25 protein-coding genes are annotated in these 24,967 nt (G+C 68.5%); 20 read left to right on the top strand and 5 right to left on the bottom strand.

Features of this window, described 5'->3' with window-relative positions:
- The first annotated feature begins 43 nt into the window (after window positions 1-43).
- The 3 genes from AC07SQ_RS28715 to AC07SQ_RS28705 all read left to right on the top strand — a co-directional run bounded on the left by AC07SQ_RS28715 (window position 44) and on the right by AC07SQ_RS28705 (window position 3,223).
- Window positions 44-1,540 carry a circularly permuted type 2 ATP-grasp protein gene (locus AC07SQ_RS28715; protein ID WP_062476766.1) on the top strand — a complete coding sequence of 499 codons (1,497 nt, stop codon included), beginning with the start codon at window positions 44-46 and terminating at the stop codon, window positions 1,538-1,540.
- An 11-nt stretch (window positions 1,541-1,551) separates the two neighbouring features.
- Entirely contained in the window at window positions 1,552-2,508 is a 957-nt protein-coding gene (locus tag AC07SQ_RS28710; protein WP_062476763.1) for an alpha-E domain-containing protein, read from the top strand.
- Between the two features lie 124 nt (window positions 2,509-2,632).
- Window positions 2,633-3,223, top strand: coding sequence for an Lcl C-terminal domain-containing protein (locus tag AC07SQ_RS28705; RefSeq protein ID WP_495272954.1), 591 nt, complete (start codon window positions 2,633-2,635; stop codon window positions 3,221-3,223).
- A gap of 7 nt (window positions 3,224-3,230) precedes the next feature.
- Here the strand turns inward: AC07SQ_RS28705 and AC07SQ_RS28700 are convergent, their stop codons facing one another.
- Window positions 3,231-4,883, bottom strand: coding sequence for a sulfatase-like hydrolase/transferase (locus tag AC07SQ_RS28700; protein WP_495272955.1), 1,653 nt, complete (start codon window positions 4,881-4,883; stop codon window positions 3,231-3,233).
- A gap of 202 nt (window positions 4,884-5,085) precedes the next feature.
- Between AC07SQ_RS28700 and AC07SQ_RS28695 the strand changes: the two genes are divergently transcribed.
- Complete coding sequence (locus tag AC07SQ_RS28695; RefSeq protein ID WP_095744792.1) at window positions 5,086-5,550, top strand: SH3 domain-containing protein; 465 nt, start codon at window positions 5,086-5,088, stop codon at window positions 5,548-5,550.
- A 12-nt stretch (window positions 5,551-5,562) separates the two neighbouring features.
- On the opposite strand, the gene glpK is transcribed toward AC07SQ_RS28695, so the two are convergent.
- Both glpK and AC07SQ_RS28685 read right to left on the bottom strand, forming a co-directional pair.
- Window positions 5,563-7,059 carry a glycerol kinase GlpK gene (gene glpK / locus AC07SQ_RS28690; protein ID WP_495272956.1) on the bottom strand — a complete coding sequence of 499 codons (1,497 nt, stop codon included), beginning with the start codon at window positions 7,057-7,059 and terminating at the stop codon, window positions 5,563-5,565.
- 19 nt (window positions 7,060-7,078) lie between these two features.
- Complete coding sequence (locus tag AC07SQ_RS28685) at window positions 7,079-7,849, bottom strand: DeoR/GlpR family DNA-binding transcription regulator (protein ID WP_062476748.1); 771 nt, start codon at window positions 7,847-7,849, stop codon at window positions 7,079-7,081.
- A gap of 122 nt (window positions 7,850-7,971) precedes the next feature.
- Between AC07SQ_RS28685 and glpD the strand changes: the two genes are divergently transcribed.
- The 16 genes from glpD to AC07SQ_RS28605 all read left to right on the top strand — a co-directional run bounded on the left by glpD (window position 7,972) and on the right by AC07SQ_RS28605 (window position 23,235).
- On the top strand, window positions 7,972-9,648 hold the full coding sequence (gene glpD / locus AC07SQ_RS28680) for a glycerol-3-phosphate dehydrogenase (RefSeq protein WP_495272957.1): 1,677 nt from the start codon (window positions 7,972-7,974) through the stop codon (window positions 9,646-9,648).
- Window positions 9,648-10,721: an ABC transporter ATP-binding protein gene (locus AC07SQ_RS28675; RefSeq protein ID WP_495272958.1), complete on the top strand. Its 1,074-nt coding sequence runs from the start codon at window positions 9,648-9,650 to the stop codon at window positions 10,719-10,721. The genes glpD and AC07SQ_RS28675 overlap by 1 nt, the downstream gene beginning before the upstream one ends.
- Window position 10,722: 1 nt before the next feature.
- Window positions 10,723-11,793, top strand: a complete 1,071-nt coding sequence (locus tag AC07SQ_RS28670; protein WP_062476739.1) for an ABC transporter ATP-binding protein — start codon at window positions 10,723-10,725, stop codon at window positions 11,791-11,793.
- Entirely contained in the window at window positions 11,790-12,680 is an 891-nt protein-coding gene (locus AC07SQ_RS28665; protein ID WP_062476737.1) for a carbohydrate ABC transporter permease, read from the top strand. The genes AC07SQ_RS28670 and AC07SQ_RS28665 overlap by 4 nt, the downstream gene beginning before the upstream one ends.
- On the top strand, window positions 12,677-13,489 hold the full coding sequence (locus tag AC07SQ_RS28660) for a carbohydrate ABC transporter permease (protein WP_062476734.1): 813 nt from the start codon (window positions 12,677-12,679) through the stop codon (window positions 13,487-13,489). Before AC07SQ_RS28665 ends, AC07SQ_RS28660 begins: the two co-directional genes overlap by 4 nt.
- Before the next feature lie 12 nt (window positions 13,490-13,501).
- Window positions 13,502-13,810, top strand: coding sequence for a DUF2160 domain-containing protein (locus AC07SQ_RS28655; RefSeq protein WP_062476731.1), 309 nt, complete (start codon window positions 13,502-13,504; stop codon window positions 13,808-13,810).
- A gap of 88 nt (window positions 13,811-13,898) precedes the next feature.
- Window positions 13,899-15,629 (top strand): ABC transporter substrate-binding protein, encoded by a 1,731-nt coding sequence (locus tag AC07SQ_RS28650; protein WP_070059465.1) that lies wholly within the window; start codon window positions 13,899-13,901, stop codon window positions 15,627-15,629.
- 168 nt (window positions 15,630-15,797) lie between these two features.
- Window positions 15,798-16,802 (top strand): dialkylrecorsinol condensing enzyme, encoded by a 1,005-nt coding sequence (locus AC07SQ_RS28645; RefSeq protein ID WP_235926656.1) that lies wholly within the window; start codon window positions 15,798-15,800, stop codon window positions 16,800-16,802.
- Complete coding sequence (locus AC07SQ_RS28640; RefSeq protein ID WP_095744797.1) at window positions 16,792-17,928, top strand: beta-ketoacyl-ACP synthase III; 1,137 nt, start codon at window positions 16,792-16,794, stop codon at window positions 17,926-17,928. Before AC07SQ_RS28645 ends, AC07SQ_RS28640 begins: the two co-directional genes overlap by 11 nt.
- Window positions 17,929-17,930: 2 nt before the next feature.
- Entirely contained in the window at window positions 17,931-18,326 is a 396-nt protein-coding gene (locus AC07SQ_RS28635; protein ID WP_095947356.1) for a DarG family dialkylresorcinol biosynthesis protein, read from the top strand.
- A complete protein-coding gene (gene darH / locus AC07SQ_RS28630; RefSeq protein WP_062476720.1) occupies window positions 18,323-19,303 on the top strand; it encodes a BtrH-related acyltransferase DarH in 981 nt (326 codons plus the stop codon). Before AC07SQ_RS28635 ends, darH begins: the two co-directional genes overlap by 4 nt.
- Window positions 19,303-20,211 (top strand): ABC transporter ATP-binding protein, encoded by a 909-nt coding sequence (locus AC07SQ_RS28625; protein ID WP_495272959.1) that lies wholly within the window; start codon window positions 19,303-19,305, stop codon window positions 20,209-20,211. The genes darH and AC07SQ_RS28625 overlap by 1 nt, the downstream gene beginning before the upstream one ends.
- A 9-nt stretch (window positions 20,212-20,220) precedes the next feature.
- Window positions 20,221-21,378 (top strand): ABC transporter permease, encoded by a 1,158-nt coding sequence (locus AC07SQ_RS28620; RefSeq protein WP_159272350.1) that lies wholly within the window; start codon window positions 20,221-20,223, stop codon window positions 21,376-21,378.
- Entirely contained in the window at window positions 21,375-21,653 is a 279-nt protein-coding gene (locus AC07SQ_RS28615; RefSeq protein WP_495272960.1) for an acyl carrier protein, read from the top strand. The genes AC07SQ_RS28620 and AC07SQ_RS28615 overlap by 4 nt, the downstream gene beginning before the upstream one ends.
- Complete coding sequence (locus AC07SQ_RS28610; protein ID WP_495272961.1) at window positions 21,650-22,723, top strand: beta-ketoacyl synthase N-terminal-like domain-containing protein; 1,074 nt, start codon at window positions 21,650-21,652, stop codon at window positions 22,721-22,723. Before AC07SQ_RS28615 ends, AC07SQ_RS28610 begins: the two co-directional genes overlap by 4 nt.
- Window positions 22,720-23,235 carry a hypothetical protein gene (locus AC07SQ_RS28605; protein WP_495272962.1) on the top strand — a complete coding sequence of 172 codons (516 nt, stop codon included), beginning with the start codon at window positions 22,720-22,722 and terminating at the stop codon, window positions 23,233-23,235. The genes AC07SQ_RS28610 and AC07SQ_RS28605 overlap by 4 nt, the downstream gene beginning before the upstream one ends.
- Here the strand turns inward: AC07SQ_RS28605 and AC07SQ_RS28600 are convergent.
- Entirely contained in the window at window positions 23,214-23,834 is a 621-nt protein-coding gene (locus tag AC07SQ_RS28600; RefSeq protein WP_495272963.1) for an HD domain-containing protein, read from the bottom strand. The two genes, AC07SQ_RS28605 and AC07SQ_RS28600, sit on opposite strands and share 22 nt — an antisense overlap.
- A 5-nt stretch (window positions 23,835-23,839) precedes the next feature.
- Window positions 23,840-24,943, bottom strand: coding sequence for a lytic murein transglycosylase B (gene mltB / locus AC07SQ_RS28595; protein WP_495272964.1), 1,104 nt, complete (start codon window positions 24,941-24,943; stop codon window positions 23,840-23,842).
- Between the last annotated feature and the right edge of the window lie 24 nt (window positions 24,944-24,967).

The following is a 24,967-nucleotide window of genomic DNA, read 5'->3' as shown; positions in this document are numbered from 1 at the left end:
CCTCGAACTTGCTAAGCTATGGCTCAAGGAGATTGGTCGTTCCATGCACAAATTCGACGAGATGTATGAGCAGCTCCCCTATGCGGGCGCTGCAATCCGACAGCACTACAAGCGCTACGACCAATGGCTTGCGAAGCAACCCGGTGAGGTGATGCGATCGCGGCGTGAAGAGGCGGAAATGATTTTCCGCCGGGTCGGCATCACCTTCGCGGTGTACGGCGCCAAGGACGAGGACGGCTCCGGCACCGAGCGGCTGATCCCGTTCGACCTGCTGCCCCGGATCATTCCCTCCCACGAGTGGGAGAGCATGGAAAAGGGGCTGGTGCAACGCGTCACGGCGCTCAACCGCTTCCTGTACGACGTGTACCACGACCAGGAAATCATCAAGGCCGGCATCATCCCGGCCGAGCAGATCCTGAACAACGCCCAGTTCCGCCCCGAGATGATGGGCGTGAACGTGCCGCACAACGTCTACTCGAACATCTCGGGCATCGACATCGTGCGCGCCCCCGATGCCCAGGGCAACGGCGAGTACTACGTGCTCGAAGACAACCTGCGCGTGCCCAGCGGCGTGAGCTACATGCTCGAGAACCGCAAGATGATGATGCGGCTCTTCCCTGAGCTCTTCAACCAGAACCGCATCGCGCCGGTCGCCCACTACCCCGACCTGCTGCTCGAAACGCTGCGCGCGAGCGCGCCGCCGGCCACGGCCGAGCCTACGGTGGTGGTGCTCACGCCCGGCATGTACAACAGCGCCTACTTCGAGCACGCCTTCCTGGCCCAGCAGATGGGCGTGGAGCTGGTCGAGGGACAAGACCTGTTCGTCAAGGACGACTTCGTCTACATGCGCACCACGCGCGGCCCGGTGCGGGTCGACGTGATCTACCGCCGCGTCGACGACGACTTCCTCGACCCCGAGGTGTTCCGCCCGACCTCCACCCTCGGCTGCGCGGGCCTCATGCGCGCCTACCGCCAGGGCAACGTCGTCATCTGCAATGCCGTGGGCACCGGCGTGGCCGACGACAAGTCGATCTACCCCTACGTGCCGAAGATGGTCGAGTTCTACCTCGGCGAGAAGCCGATCCTGAAGAACGTGCCGACCTACATGTGCCGGAATAAAGACGAGCTGCAGTACACGCTCGACAACATGAAGGACCTGGTCGTCAAGGAGGTGCACGGCGCCGGCGGCTACGGCATGCTCATCGGCCCGGCCGCCACGCAGGCCGAGATCGAGGACTTCAAGAAGGCCGTCATCGCCAAGCCCGACGGCTACATCGCCCAGCCCACGCTGAGCCTGTCGACCTCGCCGACCTTCGTCGACGCCGGCATCGCGCCGCGCCACATCGACCTGCGTCCCTTCGTGCTCTCGGGCAGCGAGGTGCAGATGGTGCCCGGCGGCCTCACGCGCGTGGCGCTCAAGGAAGGGTCGCTGGTGGTCAACTCGTCGCAAGGCGGCGGCACCAAGGACACCTGGATTCTCGAAGCGGACCGCACGGCCAAGCCGAAGGCGGCCACGCAGTCGCAAAGCCAATCGCAGTAGGAGCACCCACGATGCTGTCCCGCACCGCAGACCACCTCTACTGGATGTCGCGCTACACCGAGCGTGCCGAGAACACGGCGCGCATGCTCGACGTCAACTACCAGACCTCGTTGCTGCCGCAGTCGGCCGAGGTTGCCAAGTACGGCTGGCAGGGCGTGCTCTCGATCAGTGAATTGCTGCCCTGGTACAGCAAGAAGTACGACCAGATCACGCCCAACGAAGTCATGGAGTTCATGGTCAAGGACGAGAGCAATCCGTCGTCGATCGTCTCCTGCCTGAAGGCCGCGCGCGAGAACGCGCGTGCCGTGCGCGGCGCGCTCACCACCGAGGCCTGGGAAACGCAGAACACCACCTGGCTCGAAGTGAACCGCATGCTGCGCGCCGGCGACTTCGAGCGCGACCCGGGGCAGTTCTTCGAGTGGGTCAAGTTCCGCTCGCACCTGTCGCGCGGCGTCACGCTGGGCACCATGCTCCAGGATGAGGCGTTCTACTTCTCGCGCCTTGGCACCTTTTTGGAGCGTGCCGACAACACGGCGCGCCTGGTCGATGTGAAGTTCCACGCGCTCAACAGCGAATTCTTCGGCGCCGCCACCGAGGAAGACCAGGAGTACGACTTCTATCACTGGAGCGCCATCCTGCGCAGCGTCTCGGCCTTCGAGGTGTACCGCAAGGTGTACCGCGATGTGATCAAGCCCGAGCGCGTGGCCGAGCTGCTCATTCTTCGCGCCGACATGCCGCGCTCGCTGCACGCCAGCCTGGTCGAGGTGGTCAACAACCTCGCGAAGGTGCAGAACGAGCAGAGCGCCGAAACGCAACGCCGCGCCGGCAAGCTGCTGGCCGACCTGCAGTACGCGCGCGTCGACGAGATCCTGGCGACGGGCCTGCACGCCTACCTCACGCAGTTCCTCGACCGGGTGAACGAGCTGGGCGGGCGGATCAGCCAGGACTTCCTGGTGCCGGCGCACTGACGGTGCATTGAATCGACGTCCTGCGGGCCCAGGCCGGCCCCGGGACCTCGCACCCCCGGCGGTAGCATTCGAGTTCGATCTCGATCCAAGTTGCTGACCGCAGGGAGTTCTCATGAAGAAATCAATGCTTGCCCGTGATGGCAAGTGGAAGGCCGCCGCCTTGGCGGCTGTCGTGTTGCTTGCCGGCTGCGACCAGGCCGCCTCACCGAAAGAACAAGCCGCGCCCCAGGCATCGACGGCCGTCGTCCTCGACGCCGCCACCGGATTGCGTTGGCTCCGCTGCGCGCTGGGGCAGACCTGGCAGGGTGGGCGTTGCGTCGGCGAGGCCGAAGCCTTGAGCCTGATGGACGCGCAGGAACGCGTGCAGGCGCTCAACACCAAGGGCCACGAAGGCATCTCGCAATGGCGGCTGCCGACCATCGTGGAGCTGGCGGCGCTGCGGCGTTGTGACCATGGCCTGGTCGACGAGACCTTCACGCTCGAATTGAGCCCCGAACGGGAGCCCGTCACCGTGCCCCGGTGGTGCGCCCGCGAAACCTCCGTTCCCACCATCGACAGCGCACGCTTTCCCGATACGCCGCTGCGCAAGTTCTGGTCGGGCTCGGGCAGCGAGGCCGCGCAGCACTTCTATGCCGTGGACTTCAGCAATGCGTGGATCGGCCAGAACGAGGCGGCCGAGGCCACCCACGCCGTGCGGCCGGTGGCCGATCGCTGACCTCCCGCTACTTCGAGAACGACTCCACCACCACCGGAATCTCCGGCGCCTGCCACCGGTAGCTGTCGCCCAGCACATTGCGCTCGGCCTTCTGCCCGCTCCAGCGGATGCCCAGCAGGTCCATCAGGCTCCAGCCGGCCCAGTCCGCGCGAAAGGGCTGCTGCGTGGCGGCGCCGGTGGGCAGTGGCTCGCGGTTGCGCCAGACGACGGCGGGGATGCGGTAACCCGAGGCGGTCGCGGGGCTGTGGCCTGCGCGGTCGCTGCCGTGGCCGACTTCCTGGCCGTGGTCCGACAGGTACATCCAGGCGCGGTAGTCGTCCGGCTTGCCGGTGCTGCGGGTCTGCTGCAGCAGTTCCGACACCACGAAGTCGTGGTACAGCAAGGCCGCGTCGTACTCCTGGCGGAAGTGGCGCACCCAAGCCGAGCGGCCGTCCTTCACGAGGCCGTTCTCGACCGCGTCGACGCTGTCGTCGAAGGGATTGGCGTTCTCGGGAAAGCGCAGGCTGTAGTGCGGGTGCGCGCCCATCAGGTGGACCACGATGAGCTTGCGCTCGGTGCTGGTGTCGGCAAAGGCTTCCTGCACGCAGTCGAGGATCTCGCCGTCGAGCGAGGCGCTGGCACGGCCCGGCGTGCGGTTCACCATGTCGACGACGTCGGCGTAGCGCGCGTGCTGCTGCTCGATGGCGAGGTCGTCGTGGTTGCTGATCCACCAGACCTTGTAGCCGGCGGCGCGCGCCAGGGCCAGCAGGTGGGGCGGGCTGTCGCCGTTCCCGTTGTTTCCATTCGCGGGCTGGCCGAAATGGAACATGTTGCGCAGCGCGGGCAGGGTGCTCGCGTCGACCGACCACGCGTTGCGCAGCACGGCCATGCGGTCGCCTTCCTGCGCCTTGTGCGCCTGCAGGCGCGGCGTGGTCGGGCGGCCGTAGCCGTACAGCCCCATGTTGTCGCGGTTGATACTGTCGGTGATCACCAGCACGACGGTGGACGGCCCCTCGCGCGTGATCACCGGTGCGATCTGCCGGGCCTGGGCCATCTGCGCATCGCGGGTTTTTTCCTGGTCGGCCCAGGCGGCGCGCTGGTCGTGCAGCGACTGCGACCACTGGGTCCAGAAGACGACCGGGTGCAGCCGGCGCCAGGGCTTGCTCACGTAGGCGACGCAAGCGGCGAGCAGGATGAGCAGCATGAGCGAGCGCGCCCAGAACGGCCGCCGCGCACGTGGCGCCGTGGCACCGCGTCGCGCGAACAGGCCCGCCAGCAGGCCCGCCGCCACGAGCGCGGCCGACCACACGACGGCGGAGCGCCAGTGCATGCGCAGGTACTCGGTGCTTTCGCGTGCGTTGGTGTTGGCCGCGGCGCCCAGCACCATGGCGCTGTCGGGCGCGGCCTGATAGGTGTCGAGCAGGTAGGCGCGGACCACGGCGTCCAGGCCGAAGCCCATGACCCAGAGCCACACCAGCGCCGTGCGCCAGCGCCGCAGGCGCGCGCTGTGCAGCGGCCACAGCAGCCAGAGCACGGGCGGCGCGGCGAGCACCGCGAGCTGGGCGATGCGGCGGCCGTCGTGGCCCAGGGCGATCAGCGCCAGCAGCGTCGCGCCGACCACGCCGCAAGCCAGCAGGGCGCTGGCGGTGGGACGCGGGGCGTCGATGTGAGGGTGTGTCAAACGCGGCGTGGGGGAGTCGAAAGGCGGGCGAATTCTGCCCCGCACCCTGCGGCAACGCGTCCAGTGTCCCGACCCTCGCGGGGTCTTTGGGTCACGCCTCAGGGATATCCCCGCGGAACTTATCGGCGCTCAGCGTCCCAGAGGGGGCTTCGACCGGCATTTGCCGGACCTCTTGTGTCTTCTCGAAAGGAACCCTCGCCCCATGGCCCGATTCAGCCGCCGACTGCCCGCGCTCCTGCTCGCATTCTTCTTCTCGTGGATGGTGCTGCCGTCCGCCTTTGCCGCGCAGCCGCAGATGGTCAGTGTCGCGGTCAAGACCCTGAACATGCGCACCGCCCCCAGCCAGCGCGCCGAGGCGCACTGGACCGTGAGCCGGGGTTATCCGCTGCGCGTGATCGGCCGCAAGGGCGACTGGCTGCGCGTCACCGATTTCGAGAACGACAAGGCCTGGGTCTTCCGTTCGATGACGAGCAAGACGCCGCACCACGTCGTGAAGGCGAAGACCGCGCAACTGCGCCGCGCACCCGGCGCGCGCAGCCCGGTGGTGAAGAAGGCCGTGTACGGCGACGTGCTGCGCACCCTCGAGCGCCGCGGCGACTGGGTGAAGGTGCGCCACGAAGGCGGCGCCACCGGCTGGGTGCTGAAGCGCTCCCTCTGGGGCTGGTAAGCCCGCGCCCGCTCAGGTCGCGGTCGCCTGGCGCACGGCGCGCTCCCAGCGCGCCATCGATTCCTCGGCCTGTGCGCGGCCCATGGTCGGCATGAAGCGGCGCTCCACCTTCCACAGCTTCGAGAGCTGGCGCGCGTCGGTGTAGACGCCGGTCGACAGCCCCGCGAGGTAGGCCGCGCCCAGCGCGGTGGTCTCGACCACCTCGGGCCGCACCACCGGAATGCCCAGCAGGTCGGCCTGGAACTGCATCAGCAGATCGTTCACGCTCGCGCCGCCGTCCACGCGCAGCTCGGCCACGGGCTTGCCGCCCGCGGCGACCGCGTCGCGGCTCATGGCCTGCAGCAGCGCGGCACTTTGATAGGCGATGCTTTCCAGCGCGGCGCGCGCGATGTGCGCGACCGTGGTCCCGCGCGTGAGGCCGGTGATCGTGCCGCGCGCGTCCGCGTCCCAGTAGGGCGCGCCCAGGCCGGTGAAGGCCGGCACCATCATCACGCCGCCCGCGTCGGGCACGCTCTCGGCGAGCGACTGCACCTCGGCGCTGCCCTTGATGGCCTTGAGGCCGTCGCGCAGCCACTGCACCACGGCGCCGCCGACGAACACGCTGCCTTCCATCGCGTACTGCGGGGTGGCGTCGGCCTGCGCGGCGCTGGTCACCAGCAGGCCGTTGTGCGAGGGCTGGAACGCGCCGCCCGTGTGCATCAGCAAAAAGCAGCCGGTGCCGTAGGTGTTCTTGGCCATGCCGGCCTCGAAGCAGGCCTGACCGAAGAGGGCGCTCTGCTGGTCGCCGGCCACGCCGCCGATGGGCAGCGCGTGGCCGAGCAGCGCGGCGTCGGTGTCGGCGAAGTGCGAGCTCGAGGGCTGCACCTTCGGCATCAGCGCGGCGGGGATGTCCAGCGCCTTCAGCAGGTCGGCGTCCCAGTCGTTCGTGTGCACGTTGAAGAGCATCGTGCGCGAGGCGTTGCTCACGTCGGTCACGTGCACCTTGCCGCCGGTGAGCTGCCACATGAGCCAGCTGTCGACCGTGCCGAAGGCGAGTTCGCCGCGCTCGGCCTGGGCACGCGCGCCGGGCACGTTGTCGAGCAGCCAGCGCAGCTTGGTGCCCGAGAAATACGCGTCGATCACCAGGCCGGTTTTCTCGCGGATGGTGTCGCTCAGGCCCTGTTCGCGCAGCTGCGCGCACAGCGGCTCGGCGCGGCGGTCCTGCCAGACGATGGCGTGGTGCACCGGCTGGCCGGTGGCGCGGTTCCACAGCACGGTGGTCTCGCGCTGGTTGGTGATGCCGACGGCGTGGATGTCGGCGGGCTGCAGCTTCGCCTTGGTCAGCACCTCGCGCGCGGTCGCCAGCTGGCTGCGCCAGATTTCCATCGGGTCGTGCTCGACCCAGCCCGGCTGCGGGTAGATCTGCGTGAGTTCCTTTTGCGCGATGGCGACGATGCGGCCTTCGCGGTCGAACACGATGCTGCGCGAGCTGGAGGTGCCCTGGTCCAGGGCAAGCAGGTAGGTGGTCATTCGATGAGTCTGATGGGGTTCAGTTGTCGCGCGCGATCTCGAGGCGCACCTGCGCGGCATGCAGCAGGTCGGGGAAGGGCGGCGGCGGCGCGGCGTCGGTGAACAGGCGGTCGATCTGCGAGAGCGTGCCCAGCTGGATCATGGCCGGCCGGTTGAACTTGCTCGCGTCGGCCGCCAGCCACACCTCGCGCGCCTGGGCAATGATGGTCTGCGCGACCTTCACCTCGCGCAGGTCGAAGTCGCGCAGCGAGCCGTCGGCCTCGATGCTCGACACGCCGATGAGCGCGATGTCGACCTTGAACTGGCGGATGAAGTCGATGGTGGCCTCGCCCACGACGGCGCGGTCGCGCGGGCGCACCGAGCCGCCGGCCACGATCACCTCGCAGGCCGTGTTGCCACTCAGGATGGTCGCCACGTTCAGGTTGTTGGTGATCACGCGCAGGCCCGTGTGGCGCATCAGCGCCTTGGCGATGGCCTCGGTGGTGGTGCCGATGTTCAGGATCAGCGAACAGTCGTTGGGCACCAGCTCGGCCACGCGGCGCGCAATGCGCGCTTTTCCGTCGGCATTGAGCGTTTCGCGCTGCTGGTAGCCGATGTTCTCGGTGGTCGAGCTGGGCACGCGCACGCCGCCGTGGAAACGCGTGAGCAAGCCCGCGTCGGCCAGCCGCTGCACGTCGCGCCGCACGGTCTGCAGCGTGACGCCCAGCATGTCGGCGAGCTGTTCGACGGTGACCGAACCGCGCGCGCGCACGGTGTCGAGGAGGTTGATCTGGCGCGGGTTGGAGTTCACAGAGGCGTCGTGGAAAGCGGAAAGACTGGGGTCGAGGGTACAGGCCGCGTCACTTTAAAACGAAAGAAAACGAAGCCGAGTAAGGGAAAACTCGGAGGAAAATCGCGCCAAAAGGAATCCAAATGAAAAAACGCGAAAATACAATCTCGGCCTTTGCTGACAAAAGTCACGAACCTACGGACCTCCAGCCTGTGACCGATTTCTCCTCTCCAGCGGCCGAACCCGCCACCGATTGCGATGTGCTGATCGTCGGCGGTGGCATCAACGGCTGCGGCATTGCGCGCGACCTCGCCGGCCGGGGCTGGCGCGTGGTCCTGTGCGAGAAGGACGACCTGGCCTCGCACACGTCGTCTTCTTCCACCAAGCTGATCCACGGCGGGCTGCGCTACCTCGAGTACTACGAGTTCTCGCTGGTGCGCAAGGCGCTGCAGGAGCGCGAGGTGCTGCTCAAGAGCGCGCCGCACATCATGTGGCCGCTGCGCTTCGTGATGCCGCACGACCCCTCGATGCGCCCGGCCTGGATGATCCGCATCGGCCTGTTCATGTACGACCACCTCGCCAAGCGCGAGGTGCTGCCGCCGTCGCGCGGCATCGACCTGCGCCAGCATCCGGCCGGCGCGCCGCTCAAGGCGCAGTACAAGCGCGGCTTCGTGTACTCCGACGGCTGGGTCGACGATGCGCGGCTGGTGGTGCTCAACGCCATCGACGCGCGCTCGAAGGGCGCCGAAGTGCTCACGCGCACGCGCTGCATCCATGCGCAGCGCGGCGCCGACGGCTGGGTCGCGACGCTCGAAGGCCCCGATGGCGCGCACCGCACCGTGCGCGCGCGCGCCGTGGTGAACGCGGCCGGCCCCTGGGCCGAATCCTTCCTGCGCGGCGTGGCCCAGTCGGCGCGCGGCGAGGCGCTGGCCACCAAGAGCCTGCGGCTCGTGAAGGGCAGCCACATCATCGTGCCGCGCCTGTTCGACCACGACCACGCCTACATCTTCCAGAACCCCGACAAGCGGATCATCTTCGCCATCCCTTACCAGGGCGCGTTCACGCTGATCGGCACCACCGACATCGAGATCAGCGGCGACGATCCCGGCGCCGCGCGCATCGCGCAGGAAGAGATCGACTACCTGTGCACCCAGGCCAGCCGCTACTTCGACAAGGCCATCGTGCCGGCCGACGTGGTCTGGACCTACTCGGGCGTGCGCCCGCTGCTGGACGACGCCTCGGGCGACCCCTCGGCCGTCACGCGCGACTACCTGCTCGAGTCGAACACCACCGCCGCGCCGCTGCTGTCGGTGTGGGGCGGCAAGATCACCACCTTCCGCAAGCTGGCCGAGGACGCGGCCGACGAGGTCGGCAAGATGCTCGGCCAGTCGAACGCCCAGCGCCCGGCCTGGACCGACGGTGCCTTCCTGGCCGGCGGCGACCTGTCGGCCTGGATCGGCGCGCCCAAGCGCCCCGACGACGACTTCGCCTGCTTCGTGGCCGCCGTGCAGGCGAAGTACCCCTGGCTCGACGCCCAGGTCGCGCTGCGGCTGGCGCGCGGCTACGGCGCACGCGTGGCCGAACTGGTCGGCGAGGCGCAGTCGCTGGCCGACATGGGCGCCGAGGTGGCGCCCGGCCTGTACGAGCGCGAGCTGCGCTTCTTGCAGGCGCGCGAATGGGCCGTGAGCTCGGACGACGTGCTCTGGCGCCGCACCAAGCTCGGCCTGCACTACACGCCCGCCGAGCGCGAGCAGGTGGCGATCTGGCTGCAGGCCAACGCAAAGAACAACAACGACACCGTGGAAGTGGAGGTGAGCTGATGCAGCTGACTCTGGAGCGCGTCACCAAGAAGGTCGGCGCGCAAACCTGGCTCTACGAGCAGAGCATTGCGCCGAAAAGCGGCGCGGTGACCGTGCTGCTTGGCGCCACGCAGGCCGGCAAGACCAGCCTGATGCGCCTCATGGCCGGGCTCGACACGCCCAGCACCGGGCGTGTGCTGGTGGACGGCAAGGACGTCACCGGCACGCCGGTGCGCGAGCGCAACGTCGCGATGGTCTACCAGCAGTTCATCAACTACCCCTCGCTCAAGGTGGCCGACAACATCGCCTCGCCGCTGAAGCTGCGCGGCGAGTCGAACATCGACGCGCGGGTGAAGGCGCTGGCCGACAAGCTGCACATCGGCATGTTCCTCGACCGCTATCCGCAGGAGCTGTCGGGCGGCCAGCAGCAGCGCGTGGCGCTGGCGCGCGCGCTCGCCAAGAACGCACCGCTCATGCTGCTCGACGAGCCGCTGGTCAACCTCGACTACAAGCTGCGCGAAGGCCTGCGCGAAGAACTCACGCAGCTCTTCGCCACCGGCGACTCGACCGTCATCTACGCCACCACCGAACCCGGCGAAGCGCTGCTGCTGGGCGGCTACACGGCCGTGATGGACGCCGGCGAGCTGCTGCAGTACGGCCCGACCGCCGAAGTGTTCCATGCGCCGCAGTCGCTGCGCGTGGCGCGCGCCTTCAGCGATCCGCCGATGAACCTGCTGGCGGGCACGGCCGCGGCCGGCCGCGTGCAGCTCGCGGGCGGGCCCGCGCTGACGCTGGCCCTGCCTGACAGCGTGTCGGGCACGGTCACGGTCGGCCTGCGCGCGAGTGCCTTGAACGTGAACGCGGGGGAGGGCGACATCGCCTTGCCCGGCAAGGTGGAGCTGGCCGAGATTTCGGGCTCCGACACCTTCGTGCACGTCGACACGGCGGTGGGCGAACTGGTGGCGCAGCTCACCGGCGTGCACCGCTTCGAGCTGGGCGCTTCGATCACGCTGTACTTCAGCGCATCACAAGCCTATGTGTTCGATGCCAGCGAAAAGCTGGCGCTCGCGCCGGCATGGCGCAAAGGAAACTGAGATGGCACGCATCGATCTCGACCTGGCCCACGCCTACCGCGCCAACCCCACGCAGGACAGCGACTACGCGCTGCTCCCGCTCAAGATGAGCTTTCGCGACGGCGGCGCGTATGCCTTGCTCGGCCCCTCGGGCTGCGGCAAGACGACCATGCTCAACATCATTTCGGGCCTGCTCGTGCCTTCGCAGGGCAGCGTGAGCTTCGATGGCCGCGACATGACGCGCGCCACGCCGCAGGAGCGCAACATCGCGCAGGTGTTCCAGTTCCCGGTGATCTACGACACCATGACCGTGGCCGAGAACCTCGCGTTTCCACTGCGCAACCGCAAGGTGCCCGAAGACCAGATCAAGAAGCGCGTCGGCGAGATCGCCGAAATGCTCGACATGAGCGGCCAGCTCAACCAGCGCGCCGCGGGCCTGGCGGCCGATGCCAAGCAGAAGATCTCGCTGGGCCGTGGCCTGGTGCGCAGCGACGTGTCGGCGGTGCTGTTCGACGAACCGCTCACCGTGATCGACCCGCACCTGAAGTGGCAGCTGCGCCGCAAGCTCAAGCAGATCCACCGCGAGCTCAAGCTCACGCTGATCTACGTGACGCACGACCAGGTCGAGGCGCTCACCTTCGCCGAAGAGGTGGTGGTCATGACGCGCGGCAAGGCCGTGCAGGTGGGCAGCGCCGAGGCGCTGTTCGAGCGGCCGGCCCACACCTTCGTCGGCCATTTCATCGGCTCGCCGGGCATGAACTTCCTGTCGGCCCACAGCGCCAACGGCGCACTCGAAGTGGCGGGCACGCCGCTGGTGCCCACGCGCGAGCTGCCGCCCGGCGCGCTCAAGATCGGCATCCGGCCCGAGTACCTGCGCCTGTCGAATGCGGGTGCGGCCGGCGCCGTGCCGGCGGTGGTGAAGCAGGTGCAGGACGTCGGCACGCACGCAATGCTCAGCGCCGAGGTCGACGGCGGCGTGGTCAAGGTGCGCATGCATTCGGACGAACAGCCGCCCTCGGTGGGCGACACGGTGTGGCTGCGGGTGCTCGACACCCACACCTGCTATTACAAGGACGAGGAACTGGTCGCATGAACCCCACCAACAAGCCGATCAACCAGAAGGCATGGTGGCTGGTGCTGCCGGTGCTGATCTGCGTGGCCTTCTCGGCCATCGTGCCGTTGATGACGGTGGTCAACTACTCGGTGCAGGACATCATCTCGCCCGACCGGCGCGTGTTCGTCGGCACCGAATGGTTCGCCGCCGTGATGCGCGACGACGAGCTGCACCAGGCGCTGTGGCGCCAGCTGGGCTTCTCGCTGTCGGTGCTGCTGGTGGAGATTCCGCTGGGCATCGCGCTGGCGCTGTCGATGCCGGCCACGGGCTGGAAGTCGTCGGCGGTGCTGGTGGTGGTGGCGCTGTCGCTGCTCATTCCATGGAACGTGGTGGGCACCATCTGGCAGATCTACGGCCGCGCCGACATCGGCCTTCTGGGCCACGCGCTGCAGGTCATGGGCATCGAATACAACTACACCGGCAGCGCGACCGACGCGTGGCTCACGGTGCTGGTGATGGACGTGTGGCACTGGACGCCGCTGGTCGCCTTGCTCTGCTACGCCGGTCTGCGCTCGATTCCCGACGCCTACTACCAGGCGGCGCGCATCGACGGCGCCAGCAAGTTCGCGGTGTTCCGCTACATCCAGCTGCCCAAGATGCGCGGCGTGCTGATGATCGCGGTGCTGCTGCGCTTCATGGACAGCTTCATGATCTACACCGAGCCCTTCGTGCTGACGGGCGGCGGGCCGGGCAACGCGACCACCTTCCTGAGCCAGTACCTCACGCAGAAGGCCGTGGGGCAGTTCGACCTCGGGCCGGCGGCTGCGTTCTCTCTGATCTATTTCCTGATCATCCTGCTGTTCTGCTTTGTGCTCTACAACTGGATGCAGCGCGTGGGCACGCAAGAGGTGGAGAAAGAACAATGAACGAAAAGCGATTCCACAAGCGCAGCATCTTCTTGCTGCTGTACATCCTGTTCGCGCTGCTGCCCATCTACTGGATGGTCAACATGAGCTTCAAGACGAACGAGGAGATTTTGTCGAGCTTCTCGTTCTTCCCGCAGCAGCTCACCTGGGCCAACTACGCGCGCATCTTCACCGACGAGTCGTGGTACTCGGGCTACATCAACAGCCTGATCTACGTGGCGATCAACACGGTGATCTCGCTCACCGTGGCGCTGCCGGCGGCCTACGCGTTCTCGCGCTATTCGTTCCTGGGCGACAAGCACGTGTTCTTCTGGCTGCTGACCAACCGCATGACGCCGCCCGCGGTGTTCCTGCTGCCGTTCTTCCAGCTGTACAGCACCGTCGGCCTCATGGACACGCACCTGGGCGTGGCGCTGGCGCACCTGCTGTTCAACGTGCCGCTGGCGGTGTGGATTCTGGAAGGCTTCATGAGCGGCATTCCGCGCGAGATCGACGAGACGGCGTACATCGACGGCTACTCGTTCCCGCGCTTCTTCCTCACCATCTTCCTGCCGCTCATCAAGGCCGGCGTGGGCGTGGCGGCGTTCTTCTGCTTCATGTTCAGCTGGGTCGAGCTGCTGCTGGCGCGCACGCTCACCAGCGTGAACGCCAAGCCCATCGTGGCGACGATGACGCGCACGGTGAGCGCCTCGGGCATGGACTGGGCGACGCTGGCCGCGGCCGGCGTGCTCACCATCGTGCCCGGCGCGATCGTGATCTGGTTTGTGCGTCACTACATCGCGAAGGGTTTCGCGATGGGCCGCGTTTAAGGAGGTCGAAAGATGTTCGACTGGATGGTCTGGACCACCCCGGTGGCCGTTTTCTTCAGCTGTATCGCGCTCATGCTGGTCGGCATGACGGTGTGGGAATTCAAGTCGCCCACCACGATGCGCCGCGGCTGGCTGCCCATTGCCACCACGCGCGGCGACCGGCTCTTCATCGGCCTCTTGTCCGCGGCCTACGTCAACCTGATCTTCGTCGGCCTGGCCGGCAAGGTGCAGGAGTGGCTGAGCCTGGAGGCCGAGCCCTCGATCTGGATCGGCTTCGTGCTGTCGATGTTCGTGCTCGCGCTCGTGATGCGCAAAGGCTAGCCCACCGATTTCGTCAACGCGTCCGGCTCTCCGCCTCCCCGGAGCCGCGATGAAAAAACCGGGGAAGCACAACCGAGGAGACACATTCATGAAGATGCGCTACACGGCATTGGCAATGGCGGCGGCGATGGTCGCCGCGCACGGCGCATGGGCCGCAGAGCCCGAAGCCAAGAAATGGATCGACAGCGAGTTCCAGCCGTCGACCCTGAGCAAGGACCAGCAGGCGGCCGAGATGAAGTGGTTCATCGACGCGGCCAAGAAGCTGCAGGCCAAGGGCGTCAAGGAAATCTCGGTGGTGTCGGAGACCATCACCACGCATGAATACGAATCGAAGACGCTGGCCAAGGCCTTCGAGGAAATCACCGGCATCAAGGTCAAGCACGACCTGATCCAGGAAGGCGACGTGGTCGAGAAGCTGCAGACCTCGATGCAGTCGGGCAAGTCGATCTACGACGGCTGGATTTCCGACTCCGACCTGATCGGCACGCACTACCGCTACGGCAAGATGATGAACCTCACCGACTACATGGCCGGTGCGGGCAAGGAGTACACCAACCCCGGGCTCGACCTCAAGGACTTCATCGGTACCAAGTTCACCACCGCGCCCGACGGCAAGCTCTACCAGCTGCCCGACCAGCAGTTCGCCAACCTGTACTGGTTCCGCGCCGACCTGTTCGATCGCAAGGACCTGAAGGACAAGTTCAAGGCCAAGTACGGCTACGACCTGGGCGTGCCGCTGAACTGGAGCGCCTACGAAGACATCGCCGAGTTCTTCAGCGTCGACGTGAAGACCATCGACGGCAAGCCGATCTACGGCCACATGGACTACGGCAAGAAGGACCCGTCGCTGGGCTGGCGCTTCACCGATGCGTGGCTCTCGATGGCCGGCACCGCCGACATCGGCACCCCCAACGGCATGCCGATCGACGAATGGGGCATCCGCGTGGCCGACGACAAGTGCACGCCCGTGGGCGCGGCCGTGTCGCGCGGCGGTGCGACCAACTCGCCGGCCGCCGTGTACGCGCTCACCAAGTACATCGACTGGATGAAGAAGTACGCGCCCAAGGAAGCCATGGGCATGACCTTCGGCGAAGCCGGCCCGGTGCCCGCGCAGGGCCAGATCGCCCAGCAGATCTTCTGGTACACGGCCTTCACGGCCGACATGACCAAGAAGGGCCTGCCCGTGGTGAACGAGGACGGCACGCCCAAGTGGCGCATGGCGCCCGGCCCGAACGGCCCGTACTGGAAGCAGGGCATGCAGAACGGCTACCAGGACGTGGGTTCGTGGTCGTTCTTCAACGGCCATGACGCCAACAAGACGGCCGCCGCCTGGCTCTACGCCCAGTTCGTGACCTCCAAGAGCGTCTCGCTCAAGAAGACCATCGTGGGCCTGACCCCGATCCGCGAATCGGACATCCAGAGCAAGGCCATGACCGACATGGCGCCCAAGCTGGGCGGCCTGGTCGAGTTCTACCGCAGCCCGGCCCGCGTGGCATGGACGCCCACCGGCACCAACGTGCCCGACTACCCCAAGCTGGCGCAGCTGTGGTGGAAGAACGTGGCCGAGGCCGTCACGGGCGAGAAGACCCCGCAGAAGGCCATGGACAACCTGGCCGACGAGATGGACAACGTGATGGGTCGCCTGCAACGCGCCGGCATGGCCCACTGCGCGCCCAAGCTCAACGCCAAGGGCGACCCGAACAAGTGGCTCAGCGACCAGCACGCCCCGTGGAAGAAGCTGGCCAACGAGAAGCCCAAGGGCGAGACCATCGACTACAACAAGCTGCTGAGCGCCTGGAAGGCCGGCAAGGTGCGCTGATCGGCGCGTCGCCAGCCGCAATTGCAAACAAGGGCCGCGCCGCGAGGTGCGGCCCTTTTTCGCTTTCTGGCGCCCTGGTTCGTCGGATTCACGCGACGCCATGACCTATGGCAGATGCACCTTTGAAAAGGTTCGCTTACATTCGACGGCCCCCGCCACGGCCCGCCAGTGAATCCAAGTTCTTCCAGCCCCACCGCCAGCCCTCCTGCCACCCCGAGCGCGCGTGTCAAACGCGTCCTGCTGATCCAGTACTCGCAGACCGGGCAACTCGACCGCGTGGCCGGGCAGATCGCCGCGCCGCTGCGCGCCGACCCGGGCATCGAATTGCGCGTGGAAACGCTGCGGCCGCTGCAGCGCTTTCCCTTTCCCTGGCCCTTCCTGACCTTCTTCGACGCGTTCCCCGAGTCGGCCCACCTGAAGCCGGGCCCGCTGGCGCCGCTGACGCTCACGGGCGACGAAGACTTCGACCTCGTCATCCTGCCGTACCAGGTCTGGTTCCTGGCGCCTGCGCAGCCGGTCGTGGCCTTCCTGCAGCACCCCGTGGCGGCGCGGCTGCTCAAGGGAAAACCCGTGGTCACGGTCATTGCCTGCCGCAACATGTGGCTGCTGGCCCATGAAAAGCTCAAGGGCCTGCTCGCCGCCACCGGCGCGCGCCTGATCGACAACGTGGTGCTGACCGACCCCGGTCCCACGCTCGCCACCTTCTTCACCACGCCGGCCTGGCTCATCTGGGGCCGCAAGCGCGGCTTCTGGGGCATGCCCGACGCGGGCCTGAGCGAGGAACAGATTCGCGGCTGCGGCCGCTTCGGCCGGGCCCTGCGCGACGCATTGCATGAAGGCCGCGAGCAAGGCGATGCGCCCTTGCTGGCCGGGCTGGGCGCAGTGCGCGCCCAGGCGCGGCTGCTCATCAGCGAGAAGGCCGGCACGCGCAGCTTCTACCTGTGGGGCAAGCTGATCATGGCGGCCGGCGGGCCGGGCGCGGCGGTGCGCAAGCCGCTGCTCTTGCTGTACGTGCTGTTTCTGCTGGCACTGATCGTCACCGTCGTGCCGGTGAGCCTGACGCTGCAGGCCCTGCTGCGGCCGTTGTTCCGAGGGTGGCTGACTAAAATGACGGCTCAATTCGAGCGCCCGTCGGGCTCTGCCACGGACCGGCTCCCTCTCTATGACGACTGATGTTTTCCTGACCCGCACCGCTGCCTTCCTGCCTTTTTCTCCGGTCAGCAACGAAGACATCGAAGAAGTGTTGGGCCGCATCGGCGGCAAGGTGTCGCGTGCGCGACGCCTCATCCTGCGCAGCAACGGCATCCAGTCGCGCCATTACGCCATCGACCGCGCCACCGGCCAGCTGGCCATGACCAACGCACAGCTCACCGCCGCGGCCATTCGCGCGCTGGGCGACGACATCGGCCAAGTCGACTGCCTGGCCACCGGCACCTCGCTGCCCGACCAGCTCATGCCCAACCACGCGGTGATGGTGCACGGCGAACTGGGCTGGCCTCGGCTCGAGGTGGTGGCCTGCGCCGGCATCTGCCTGGCCGGCGCGGCGGCGCTCAAGCATGCGTGGCTGTCGGTGCGCGCGGGCGACGCGCGGCGCGCGGTCGCCACGGGCTCCGAGCTGGCCTCGGCCGTGATGCGCGGCATCAACTTCGAGGCCGAGCTCGAGCACAAGCTCGAGGCGCTCGAAGCGCGCCCCGAGATCGCCTTCGAAAAAGACTTCCTGCGCTGGATGCTGTCCGACGGCGCCGGCGCGGTGCTGCTGGAGCGCGAGCCGCGCGGGCCGCTGTCGCTGCGCGTCGAGTGGATCGAGCTGTCGTCGGCGGCGCACGAGCTGCCGGTGTGCATGTACGCCGGCGCCGACAAGAACGAGCAGGGCGGCCTCGACGGCTGGGCCCGCACCTCGCCGGCCGACTGGCAGCGCGACTCGACCTTCGCCGTCAAGCAGGACGTGCGCCTGCTCAACGACAACATCGTGCGCGCCACGCTGGCCGAGCCGCTGGCCGCCATCATCGAACGCCGCGGACTCAAGACCGACGACATCGACTGGTTCCTGCCGCACCTGTCGTCGCACTATTTCGTCGAACCCGTGGCCGCGAGCCTCGCCGCGCTGGGCCTGCCGATTCCGCGCGAGCGCTGGTTCAGCAACCTCGCGACCAAGGGCAACACGGGCTCGGCCTCGCCGTACATCATGCTCGACGAGCTGTTCCGCTCGGGGCGTATCAAGCCGGGCCAGAAGCTCCTGATGTTTGTCCCGGAAAGCGGCCGCTTCTCCAGCGGCTTCATCTACCTGGAGGCGGTGTAGCCATGGACCTCGATGCCGTGCCCCAAGAGGGCAACGCGACCCTCGCCGGCCATTCCAAGCTGATGTACGCCCGCGACGCGCAAGGCCGCGTCGTCACCACCACCTCGAAGGGCTGGGAGGCGGAAGAGATCGTCACCAGCCACGCGGTCGATGTGCTCATCGAGCAGGCGCAGGAGGCCAAGGCGCGCGTGAAGGCCGGGCTGGCCTCGCCGCTCGAGTACTGGATGTACGAGCGCCGCATGGACGTGGCGCTGCTCTCGCAGACCAGCGGCTTCTGGCAGTGGCGCGTGCGCCGCCACCTGCAGCCGCGCCATTTCGCCGCGCTGTCGCCGGCCCAGCTCGCCCGCTACGGCCAGGCGCTGGGGCTGCCCGTTTCCACCCTGCAAGGCCTGCCGTGAACTTCCAACACCAACAGGCGGCGCACTGCGAAAGCGGCGTCATCTCCAGCCTCATGCGCCACCACGGCGCGCCGATGAGCGAGGCGATGGCGCTGGGGTTGTCGTCGGCGCTGTCGTTCGCCTACCTGCCGTTCATCAAGCTGTCGGGCCTGCCGCTCATCTCGTACCGCATGCCGCCCAAGGCCATCATCAAGGGCTTGCTGGCGCCGATGGCCGCGCGCTTTCGCTTCGAGACCTTCCGCAGCCCGCAAGCAGGGCAGCAGCGGCTGGACGCGCTGCTGGCCGACGGCCAGCTCGTGGGCCTGCAGACCTCGGTCTACTGGCTGCCGTACTTTCCTCCGAACATGCGCTTTCACTTCAACGCGCACAACCTGCTGGTCTACGGCAAGGACGGCGACGACTACCTGATCAGCGACCCGGTCTTCGAGGAGCCCGTGCGCTGCGCGAGCGAAGACCTGTCGCGCGCCCGCTTCGCCAAGGGCGTGCTGGCGCCCAAGGGCCTCATGTACTACCCGCAGGCCATCGAGCGCAAGGCGGTCGACGCCGCCTCGGTGACCCAGGCCATCCGCAAGACCGTGCGCAACATGCTCGCGCCCATTCCCATCGTCGGCGTGCGCGGCATGCGCACGCTGGCCAAGCGCATGCAGAAGCTGTCGCCCAGCGATCCGCGCAGCGTCGACTTCATCGGCCACCTGGTGCGCATGCAGGAAGAGATCGGCACGGGCGGGGCGGGCTTTCGCTTCATCTACGCGGGCTTCCTGCAGGAGGCCGCGCAGCTGCTCGACAAGCCGCAGCTCACGCAGATGTCCGAACGCCTGATCGCCATCGGCGACGGCTGGCGCGCGTTCGCGCTCAAGGCAGCGCGCATGGTCAAGGGCCGCGAGCCGGTCGATCCCGTCGCGCTCGCGGGCAAGCTGCGCGAGCAAGCGCAGCAAGAGGAAACCTTCTTCCGCGACCTCAAGGCCGCTGTTGCCTGATGTTGGAGCTGCACCAGCTCGGCTACCGCTACCCGCACGCTGACAAGGCCGCGCTGGCCGACGTGTCGCTCGCCGTACCGCGCGGTTGCGTGCTGGGCCTGCTCGGCCCGAACGGCGCCGGCAAGACCACGCTGATCTCGCACCTGTCGGGCGCGCTCGCGGTGCAGTCGGGCGACATCCGCATCGACGGCCAGCCGCTGCAGCAGGTGCGCGCCAAGGCGCCCACGCGCATCGCCGTCGCGCCGCAGGACCAGGCCTTCTACCCGATGCTCACCGTGGCCGAGAACCTGGCCTGCTTCGCCGCGGCCGGCAAACTTTCGGGTGCGCGCAAGAAGGCGCGCATCGACACCTGCACGCAGTTCGCGCAGCTCGAACAGTTCGCGGGCGTGCGCGCCGAGCGGCTCTCGGGCGGCCTGAAGCGCCGCCTCAACCTCGCAATCGCCTTGCTGCCCGAACCCGAGCTGATGCTGTTCGACGAGCCGACGGTGGGCGTCGATCCGCAGTCGCGCGCCTTCATCCTCGATGCGATCAAGAGCCTGGCGCAGGCCGGTGCGGCGGTGATCTACGCCTCGCACTACATGGAAGAGATCGAGGCCATCGCCGACCGCGTGGCCATCCTCGACCAGGGCCACGTGCTGCGCGAAGGCCCGCTCGACGCGCTGCTGTCGCAAAGCGCCATGCTGCTGACCCTGGCCGCCGACGGGCTCGACGCACAGAGGCTGTCGCGCTTCGGCACGGTGGAGCAGGGCGCGGCGCACTGGCGCATCCACCTGAACCCAGGCACCGGCCCCGGCCCCGTGCTGGCCGCGCTCGAAGCCGAAGGCATCGAGGTGCGCCAGGCCGAGTTCGGCCGGCATGACCTCGAGCAGCTCTTCATGGCGCTCACACACCGTTCGCTGCGCGACTGACCGAACGCCATGCTCCTAGCGCTCATCAAGAAAGAACTGCTGGCCCTCGTGCGCGACATGCACGGGCTGGCCGTGCTGTTCGTGATGCCGATGGTGTTCATCGTGCTGATGTCGCTCACGCTGAAGGACATCTACCGCCCGCCGCTGGCCGAGCTGAGCTACGCGGTCGATGCGCGCGACAGCGGCACGCCCGCCAGATGGCTGCTGCAGATCTGGCAGCGCAGCCACGGCGCGCCGCAGCCGCTGGGCGCCGACTGGCAGGCGCGCCTGCGCAGCGGCACGCTCAAGTACGTGATCGTGCTGGAGCCCGGGCTGTCGGACGAACTGGAATCGGCCGCGCTCTCCACGCGCGCCCACATCCGCTTGCTGGCCGAGCCCGGCATCGACGCCAACCTGTTCAACGCGCTGCGCGCCGAGCTCATCGGGGCCTCGGGCGAACTCAAGGCGCGGCTCGCGCTGGCGGTGCCCGGCACGGCCAGCCCCGCGCCCGACGCGTCCATCCAGGCGATGGTGCAGGCCGAGCGCTTTGCCACCGCCGGCCCGCGGCCCACGTCGGTGCAGCAGAACGTGCCGGCCTGGCTGGTGTTCGGCATGTTCTTCGTGGTGGCCTCGCTGTCCAGCCTGTTCGTGCAGGAGCGCGGCTCGGGCGCGCTCGGCCGGCTGCAGAGCCTGGGCGTGTCGCGTTCCATGCTGCTGGCTTCCAAGGCCTTGCCCTACCTCGGCGTGAACGCGCTGCAGGCGCTGCTGATGCTGGCGGCGGGCATCTGGTTCATGCCGTTGATCGGCGGCGACGCGCTCTCGCTCGCGGGCATCCACTGGGGCGGCCTGCTGCTGTCGCTCGCGGCCGTGAGCCTGGCGGCGGTGAGCCTGTCGCTGGCGGTGGCCTGCCTCGTCAAGAGCCATGCGCAGGCCGCCACGCTCGGGCCGATGGTGAATGTGCTGATGGCGGCGGCGGGCGGCATCATGGTGCCCAAGTTCGTCATGCCGGGCTTCATGCAGCGCATGGTCGAAATCTCTCCCATGAACTGGGGGCTCGAAGCGCTGCTCACCGTGCTGCTGCGCGGCGGCGGCGTGGCCGAGGTACTGCCGCAGGTCGGCCGGCTGGTGGCGTTCGCGGCCCTCATGTTCTTCGTGGCTGTCTTTCTGTTTCGCAGGCGCGCACCGTGACGAGCACCGTTTCTTCTCCTGAACTCATCGCCCGCCTCAAGGCCCTCGTGCTCGAGGCTGTCGAAAAAGACGCGCCGCCCGGCGGCCTCGGCGACGACGAGCCGCTGTTCGGCCCCGAGGCGCGGCTGGACCTCGATTCGCTCGACGCGCTGCAGGTGTCGATGGCGATCCAGCAGCACTTCGGCTTGCGCATGCCCGACAGCAAGGACACGCGCCGCGCCATGACCTCGATCGCGCACCTGGCGGAACACCTGGTGCAAGCGGGCAAGGGATGAGTCCGGTGTACCTGGCCGGCATGGGCCTGGCCTGCGTGCTCGGCGACGATCTGCCGTCCGCGCTGGCAGCGCTGCGGCGCGGCGGCGTGCCGCCCACGCCGGTGACGGTGGCCGAGGGCCTGCAGTGGCCGGTCTACACGCTGCCCGTGCCGCCCGGTGATTGGGCACAGCGCGTGCAGCACACGGTGCGCCGCGTGGTCGCGCAGACCGGCGACGGGCTGGACCGGCAGGGGCCGTTGTTCGTGGCCTCGTCGTCGCTCGACATCGGGGCCATGGAGCACGCGCAGCACGACGCACGGCTCAGCGGCGACCTGCAGGACTTTGCCGACATCGCCGCCGCTGCGCTCGACTGGCAGGGCCCGGTCTTCACCGTCTCGACCGCCTGCACCTCGGCGCTCAACGCGATGCTGGCGGCGGCCGACATGGTGCGCGCGGGCGAGGCGCGCGAAGCCTTGGTGATCGGCGCCGAACTCGACAACCGCTTCACCGTGGCCGGCTTCGGCGCGATGCAGCTGCTGGCGCCCGACAGCGCGCGGCCCTTTGGCGCGGGGCGCCAGGGGCTGGTGCTCGGCGAAGCGGTGGCGGCGCTGCGGCTCGGATCGCAACCCGCGCGCTGGGCGCTGCTGGGCGGCGCCAACGTGGTCGACGGCCGCAACCCCTCGGGCACCGAGGCGAGCGCGGTGCGCGCGATGTGCCGCGACACGCTGGCGCGCAGCGGCCTGCAGCCCGCGGACATCGACCTGGTCAAGGTGCAGGCCGCCGGCAGCCCGGTCAACGACGCGATCGAGGTCGAGGCGCTGCGGGAGGTGTTCGCGCCGCTGCCGCCGCTGGTGTCGCTCAAGTCGGCGATCGGCCACACGCTCGGCGCGGCCGGGGCGGCGGAGCTGGCCTTGCTGGTCGGCTGCATCGAAGGCGGCGCCTGGCCGTCGGTCGGCTACGCGTTGGACGAGACGCTGGGCATCGCGCTGAGCGACGGGCCGCCGGCGCGGCTGCGCCACATCCTGCTCAACGTGGTGGGCTTCGGCGGCGGGCATGCGTCGCTGGTGCTCAAGGATTGCAACGCCGCATGACCACACCGACTTGGCGCACTGTCGCGCACGTCGTGGCGCATCCGCCGCCCGACGACTGGCGCGACGCGCTCGCGACCCGCCTGGGCCGCCGGCCGCGCCGCGTCGGCCTGTGGACCGAGCTGGCGATGTACGGCGCGCTGCGCTGCCTCGACGCGGCCGGCGAAGCCGCGCTGCCGGCGGGCGCGCGCCTGCGCGTGACCAGCCGGCGCGGCGCGTGGGAGGCCACGCGCGCGGGGCTGGCGCAGCTCGACGCGGGCTTGCCGATGCCCTTCACCTTCATGCAGGGCCAGCCCGCACTGATGCTGGCCGAGGTCGGCCGCAGCCTCGACTGGCAGGGCGACGCGAGCTTCATGCTGTGCCGCGATCTCGCGCGGCCGCTGGCGTTGTCGCAGCTGGGCGCGGGGCGCGACGGGCTGCTGTTCGGCGTGGTGGAGGAGACGTTCGGCGACGTGCCGCCGCGCTCCGAATGGTGGAGGCTGGTGCCGACGGCTCAGCTGGAAATCGAGCGCTGAAGGTTCTCGCGCGCCCGTGCTTCGAGCAGTGCGTGCAGGCGCGGCGTGGCGTAGATCGCCGGGCGAGCTAGAAAGCGCTGGAGGATCGCGCGCCGGCGCGGCAGGCGAATCTCCTCGGGAACGAAACCGTATTCCGCGTGCACCTGGCGCTCGTATTCGTCGAAGCGCGCACGCTCGGCGCCGAGGATCGACAGGTCGATGTCGATCAGCAGCTCCGCGTCGCGGCCCTCCGGCACGGCGTCGTGGCGCGTGGCCATGACGAGCGCGTGGACGCGCTCGGCCGACGCATCGCTCGCACCGGCGGCCTGCATCGCCTGCCGCGCCCAATCGGCGCTGCGCGCTTCGTTGTCATGCGCATGCACATCGTAGATCGCATCGTGGAACCACAGCGCCAGCGCGACTTCGCCGGGGCGTTCGGCGAGCGCCTGTTCCCCGTCGAACCACGCGAGGCATTCGCCCAGGTGCTGCATCGTGTGGTAATGGCGCTGCGGCTCGCCGTAGCGGCGTTGCAGTTCGAGCCGCAATGCGTCGTCGGGCGCGGCCACGCCCAGCGCCTGCCAGGCGGCGGTCCAGTTCGCGTGCAGTGCCTGCGGTGTCATTGCGGTCACTGCTCCATCGCGGCCTTGACCTCCTGGCCGAGGTCGAGCACCGACATCGCGTAGTAGCTGCTCCAGTTGTAGCGCGTGATCACGTAGAAGTTGCGCGTGCCGGCGACGTAGGTCGGCGGCGCGTCGAGGCCGTTTTGCAGCTCGATGAGCGCCAGCAGGCCCTTGTGCTTCAGGCCTTCGCCCTCGGGCACGGCGCCCGCGGCCACGAAGCTGTCGGCGCTGAAGGTCGGCAGGATGTCGGGCGCCAGCAGCAGCGCCTTCTTCAGGCGCGCTTCCTCGAAGTGCACCGGGTAGATCGACGGCATGCCCGGGGTCCAGCCGAAACCCTTGAAGTAGCTCGCGACCGAGCCGATCACGTCGACCGGGTTGTTCACGAGGTCGATGCGGCCGTCGCCGTCGAAGTCGACCGCGTACTTGGCGATGCTGCTGGGCATGAACTGCGGCATGCCCATGGCGCCGGCGTAGCTGCCCACGGGCGTGAGCGGGTCGTCGGCGGTGCGGCTTTCGGTGCTCAGGAAGCTTTCGAGCTCGCCGCGGAAGAAGGCGACGCGCTCGGCCGCGCGCGGGTGGCCCTGCGGGAAGTCGAAGGACAGCGTGGCCAGCGCGTCGATCACGCGGAAGTTGCCCATGTTGCGGCCGTAGATGGTCTCGACGCCGACGATGCCGACGATGATTTCCGGTGGCACGCCGTAGGTGGCCTCGGCGCGCGCGAGCGTCTCGGCATTGGCGCGCCAGAAGCGCACGCCGGCCGCGATGCGCACCGGGTCGATGAAGCGGCTGCGGTAGGTCTGCCAGTTCTTCACGGTGCCGACGGGCCCCGGCAGCATCAGGCGCGGCACGTTGGGCAGGAAGCGCGCGGCGCCGATGGTGGCGCGCACCCAGTCGCGGTCAAGGTTGCGGCGCTGGGCGACGTCGTCGGCGAACGCCATGGCGTCGTCGCGCGTGGCGTACGGGGTGCTGCCGCGCACCGGCGTGATGGCGGGGCGGCCATTGGCCTGGGGCTTCTGGGCCAGGGCGCCCGTGGGCCAGGCGACGCAGGCGGCGAGGAGGGCGGTGGCGGCCACTGCGGCGCGCAAGGGCGTGGGGAAGGCGTGTGACATGGGCACGATTGTGCCGCCCGTGCG

It is taken from the genome of Variovorax sp. GW821-FHT06D12 (assembly GCF_059419205.1).
Note: the sequence above shows the minus strand (reverse complement) of the source record. Positions and strands in the feature narration are given on the sequence as shown.

Excerpts from the sequence above, each read along its gene's own strand:
- AC07SQ_RS28715 (WP_062476766.1), top strand. The coding sequence starts at position 44 with ATGCACAAATTCGACGAGATGTATGAGCAGCTCCCCTATGCGGGCGCT.
- AC07SQ_RS28710 (WP_062476763.1), top strand. The coding sequence starts at position 1,552 with ATGCTGTCCCGCACCGCAGACCACCTCTACTGGATGTCGCGCTACACC.
- AC07SQ_RS28705 (WP_495272954.1), top strand. The coding sequence starts at position 2,633 with ATGCTTGCCCGTGATGGCAAGTGGAAGGCCGCCGCCTTGGCGGCTGTC.
- AC07SQ_RS28695 (WP_095744792.1), top strand. The coding sequence starts at position 5,086 with ATGGCCCGATTCAGCCGCCGACTGCCCGCGCTCCTGCTCGCATTCTTC.
- glpK (WP_495272956.1), bottom strand. The coding sequence starts at position 7,059 with ATGACCACCTACCTGCTTGCCCTGGACCAGGGCACCTCCAGCTCGCGC.
- glpD (WP_495272957.1), top strand. The coding sequence starts at position 7,972 with ATGAAAAAACGCGAAAATACAATCTCGGCCTTTGCTGACAAAAGTCAC.
- AC07SQ_RS28675 (WP_495272958.1), top strand. The coding sequence starts at position 9,648 with ATGCAGCTGACTCTGGAGCGCGTCACCAAGAAGGTCGGCGCGCAAACC.
- AC07SQ_RS28670 (WP_062476739.1), top strand. The coding sequence starts at position 10,723 with ATGGCACGCATCGATCTCGACCTGGCCCACGCCTACCGCGCCAACCCC.
- AC07SQ_RS28665 (WP_062476737.1), top strand. The coding sequence starts at position 11,790 with ATGAACCCCACCAACAAGCCGATCAACCAGAAGGCATGGTGGCTGGTG.
- AC07SQ_RS28660 (WP_062476734.1), top strand. The coding sequence starts at position 12,677 with ATGAACGAAAAGCGATTCCACAAGCGCAGCATCTTCTTGCTGCTGTAC.
- AC07SQ_RS28655 (WP_062476731.1), top strand. The coding sequence starts at position 13,502 with ATGTTCGACTGGATGGTCTGGACCACCCCGGTGGCCGTTTTCTTCAGC.
- AC07SQ_RS28650 (WP_070059465.1), top strand. The coding sequence starts at position 13,899 with ATGAAGATGCGCTACACGGCATTGGCAATGGCGGCGGCGATGGTCGCC.
- AC07SQ_RS28640 (WP_095744797.1), top strand. The coding sequence starts at position 16,792 with ATGACGACTGATGTTTTCCTGACCCGCACCGCTGCCTTCCTGCCTTTT.
- AC07SQ_RS28635 (WP_095947356.1), top strand. The coding sequence starts at position 17,931 with ATGGACCTCGATGCCGTGCCCCAAGAGGGCAACGCGACCCTCGCCGGC.
- AC07SQ_RS28625 (WP_495272959.1), top strand. The coding sequence starts at position 19,303 with ATGTTGGAGCTGCACCAGCTCGGCTACCGCTACCCGCACGCTGACAAG.
- AC07SQ_RS28620 (WP_159272350.1), top strand. The coding sequence starts at position 20,221 with ATGCTCCTAGCGCTCATCAAGAAAGAACTGCTGGCCCTCGTGCGCGAC.
- AC07SQ_RS28610 (WP_495272961.1), top strand. The coding sequence starts at position 21,650 with ATGAGTCCGGTGTACCTGGCCGGCATGGGCCTGGCCTGCGTGCTCGGC.
- AC07SQ_RS28605 (WP_495272962.1), top strand. The coding sequence starts at position 22,720 with ATGACCACACCGACTTGGCGCACTGTCGCGCACGTCGTGGCGCATCCG.
- AC07SQ_RS28600 (WP_495272963.1), bottom strand. The coding sequence starts at position 23,834 with ATGACACCGCAGGCACTGCACGCGAACTGGACCGCCGCCTGGCAGGCG.
- mltB (WP_495272964.1), bottom strand. The coding sequence starts at position 24,943 with ATGTCACACGCCTTCCCCACGCCCTTGCGCGCCGCAGTGGCCGCCACC.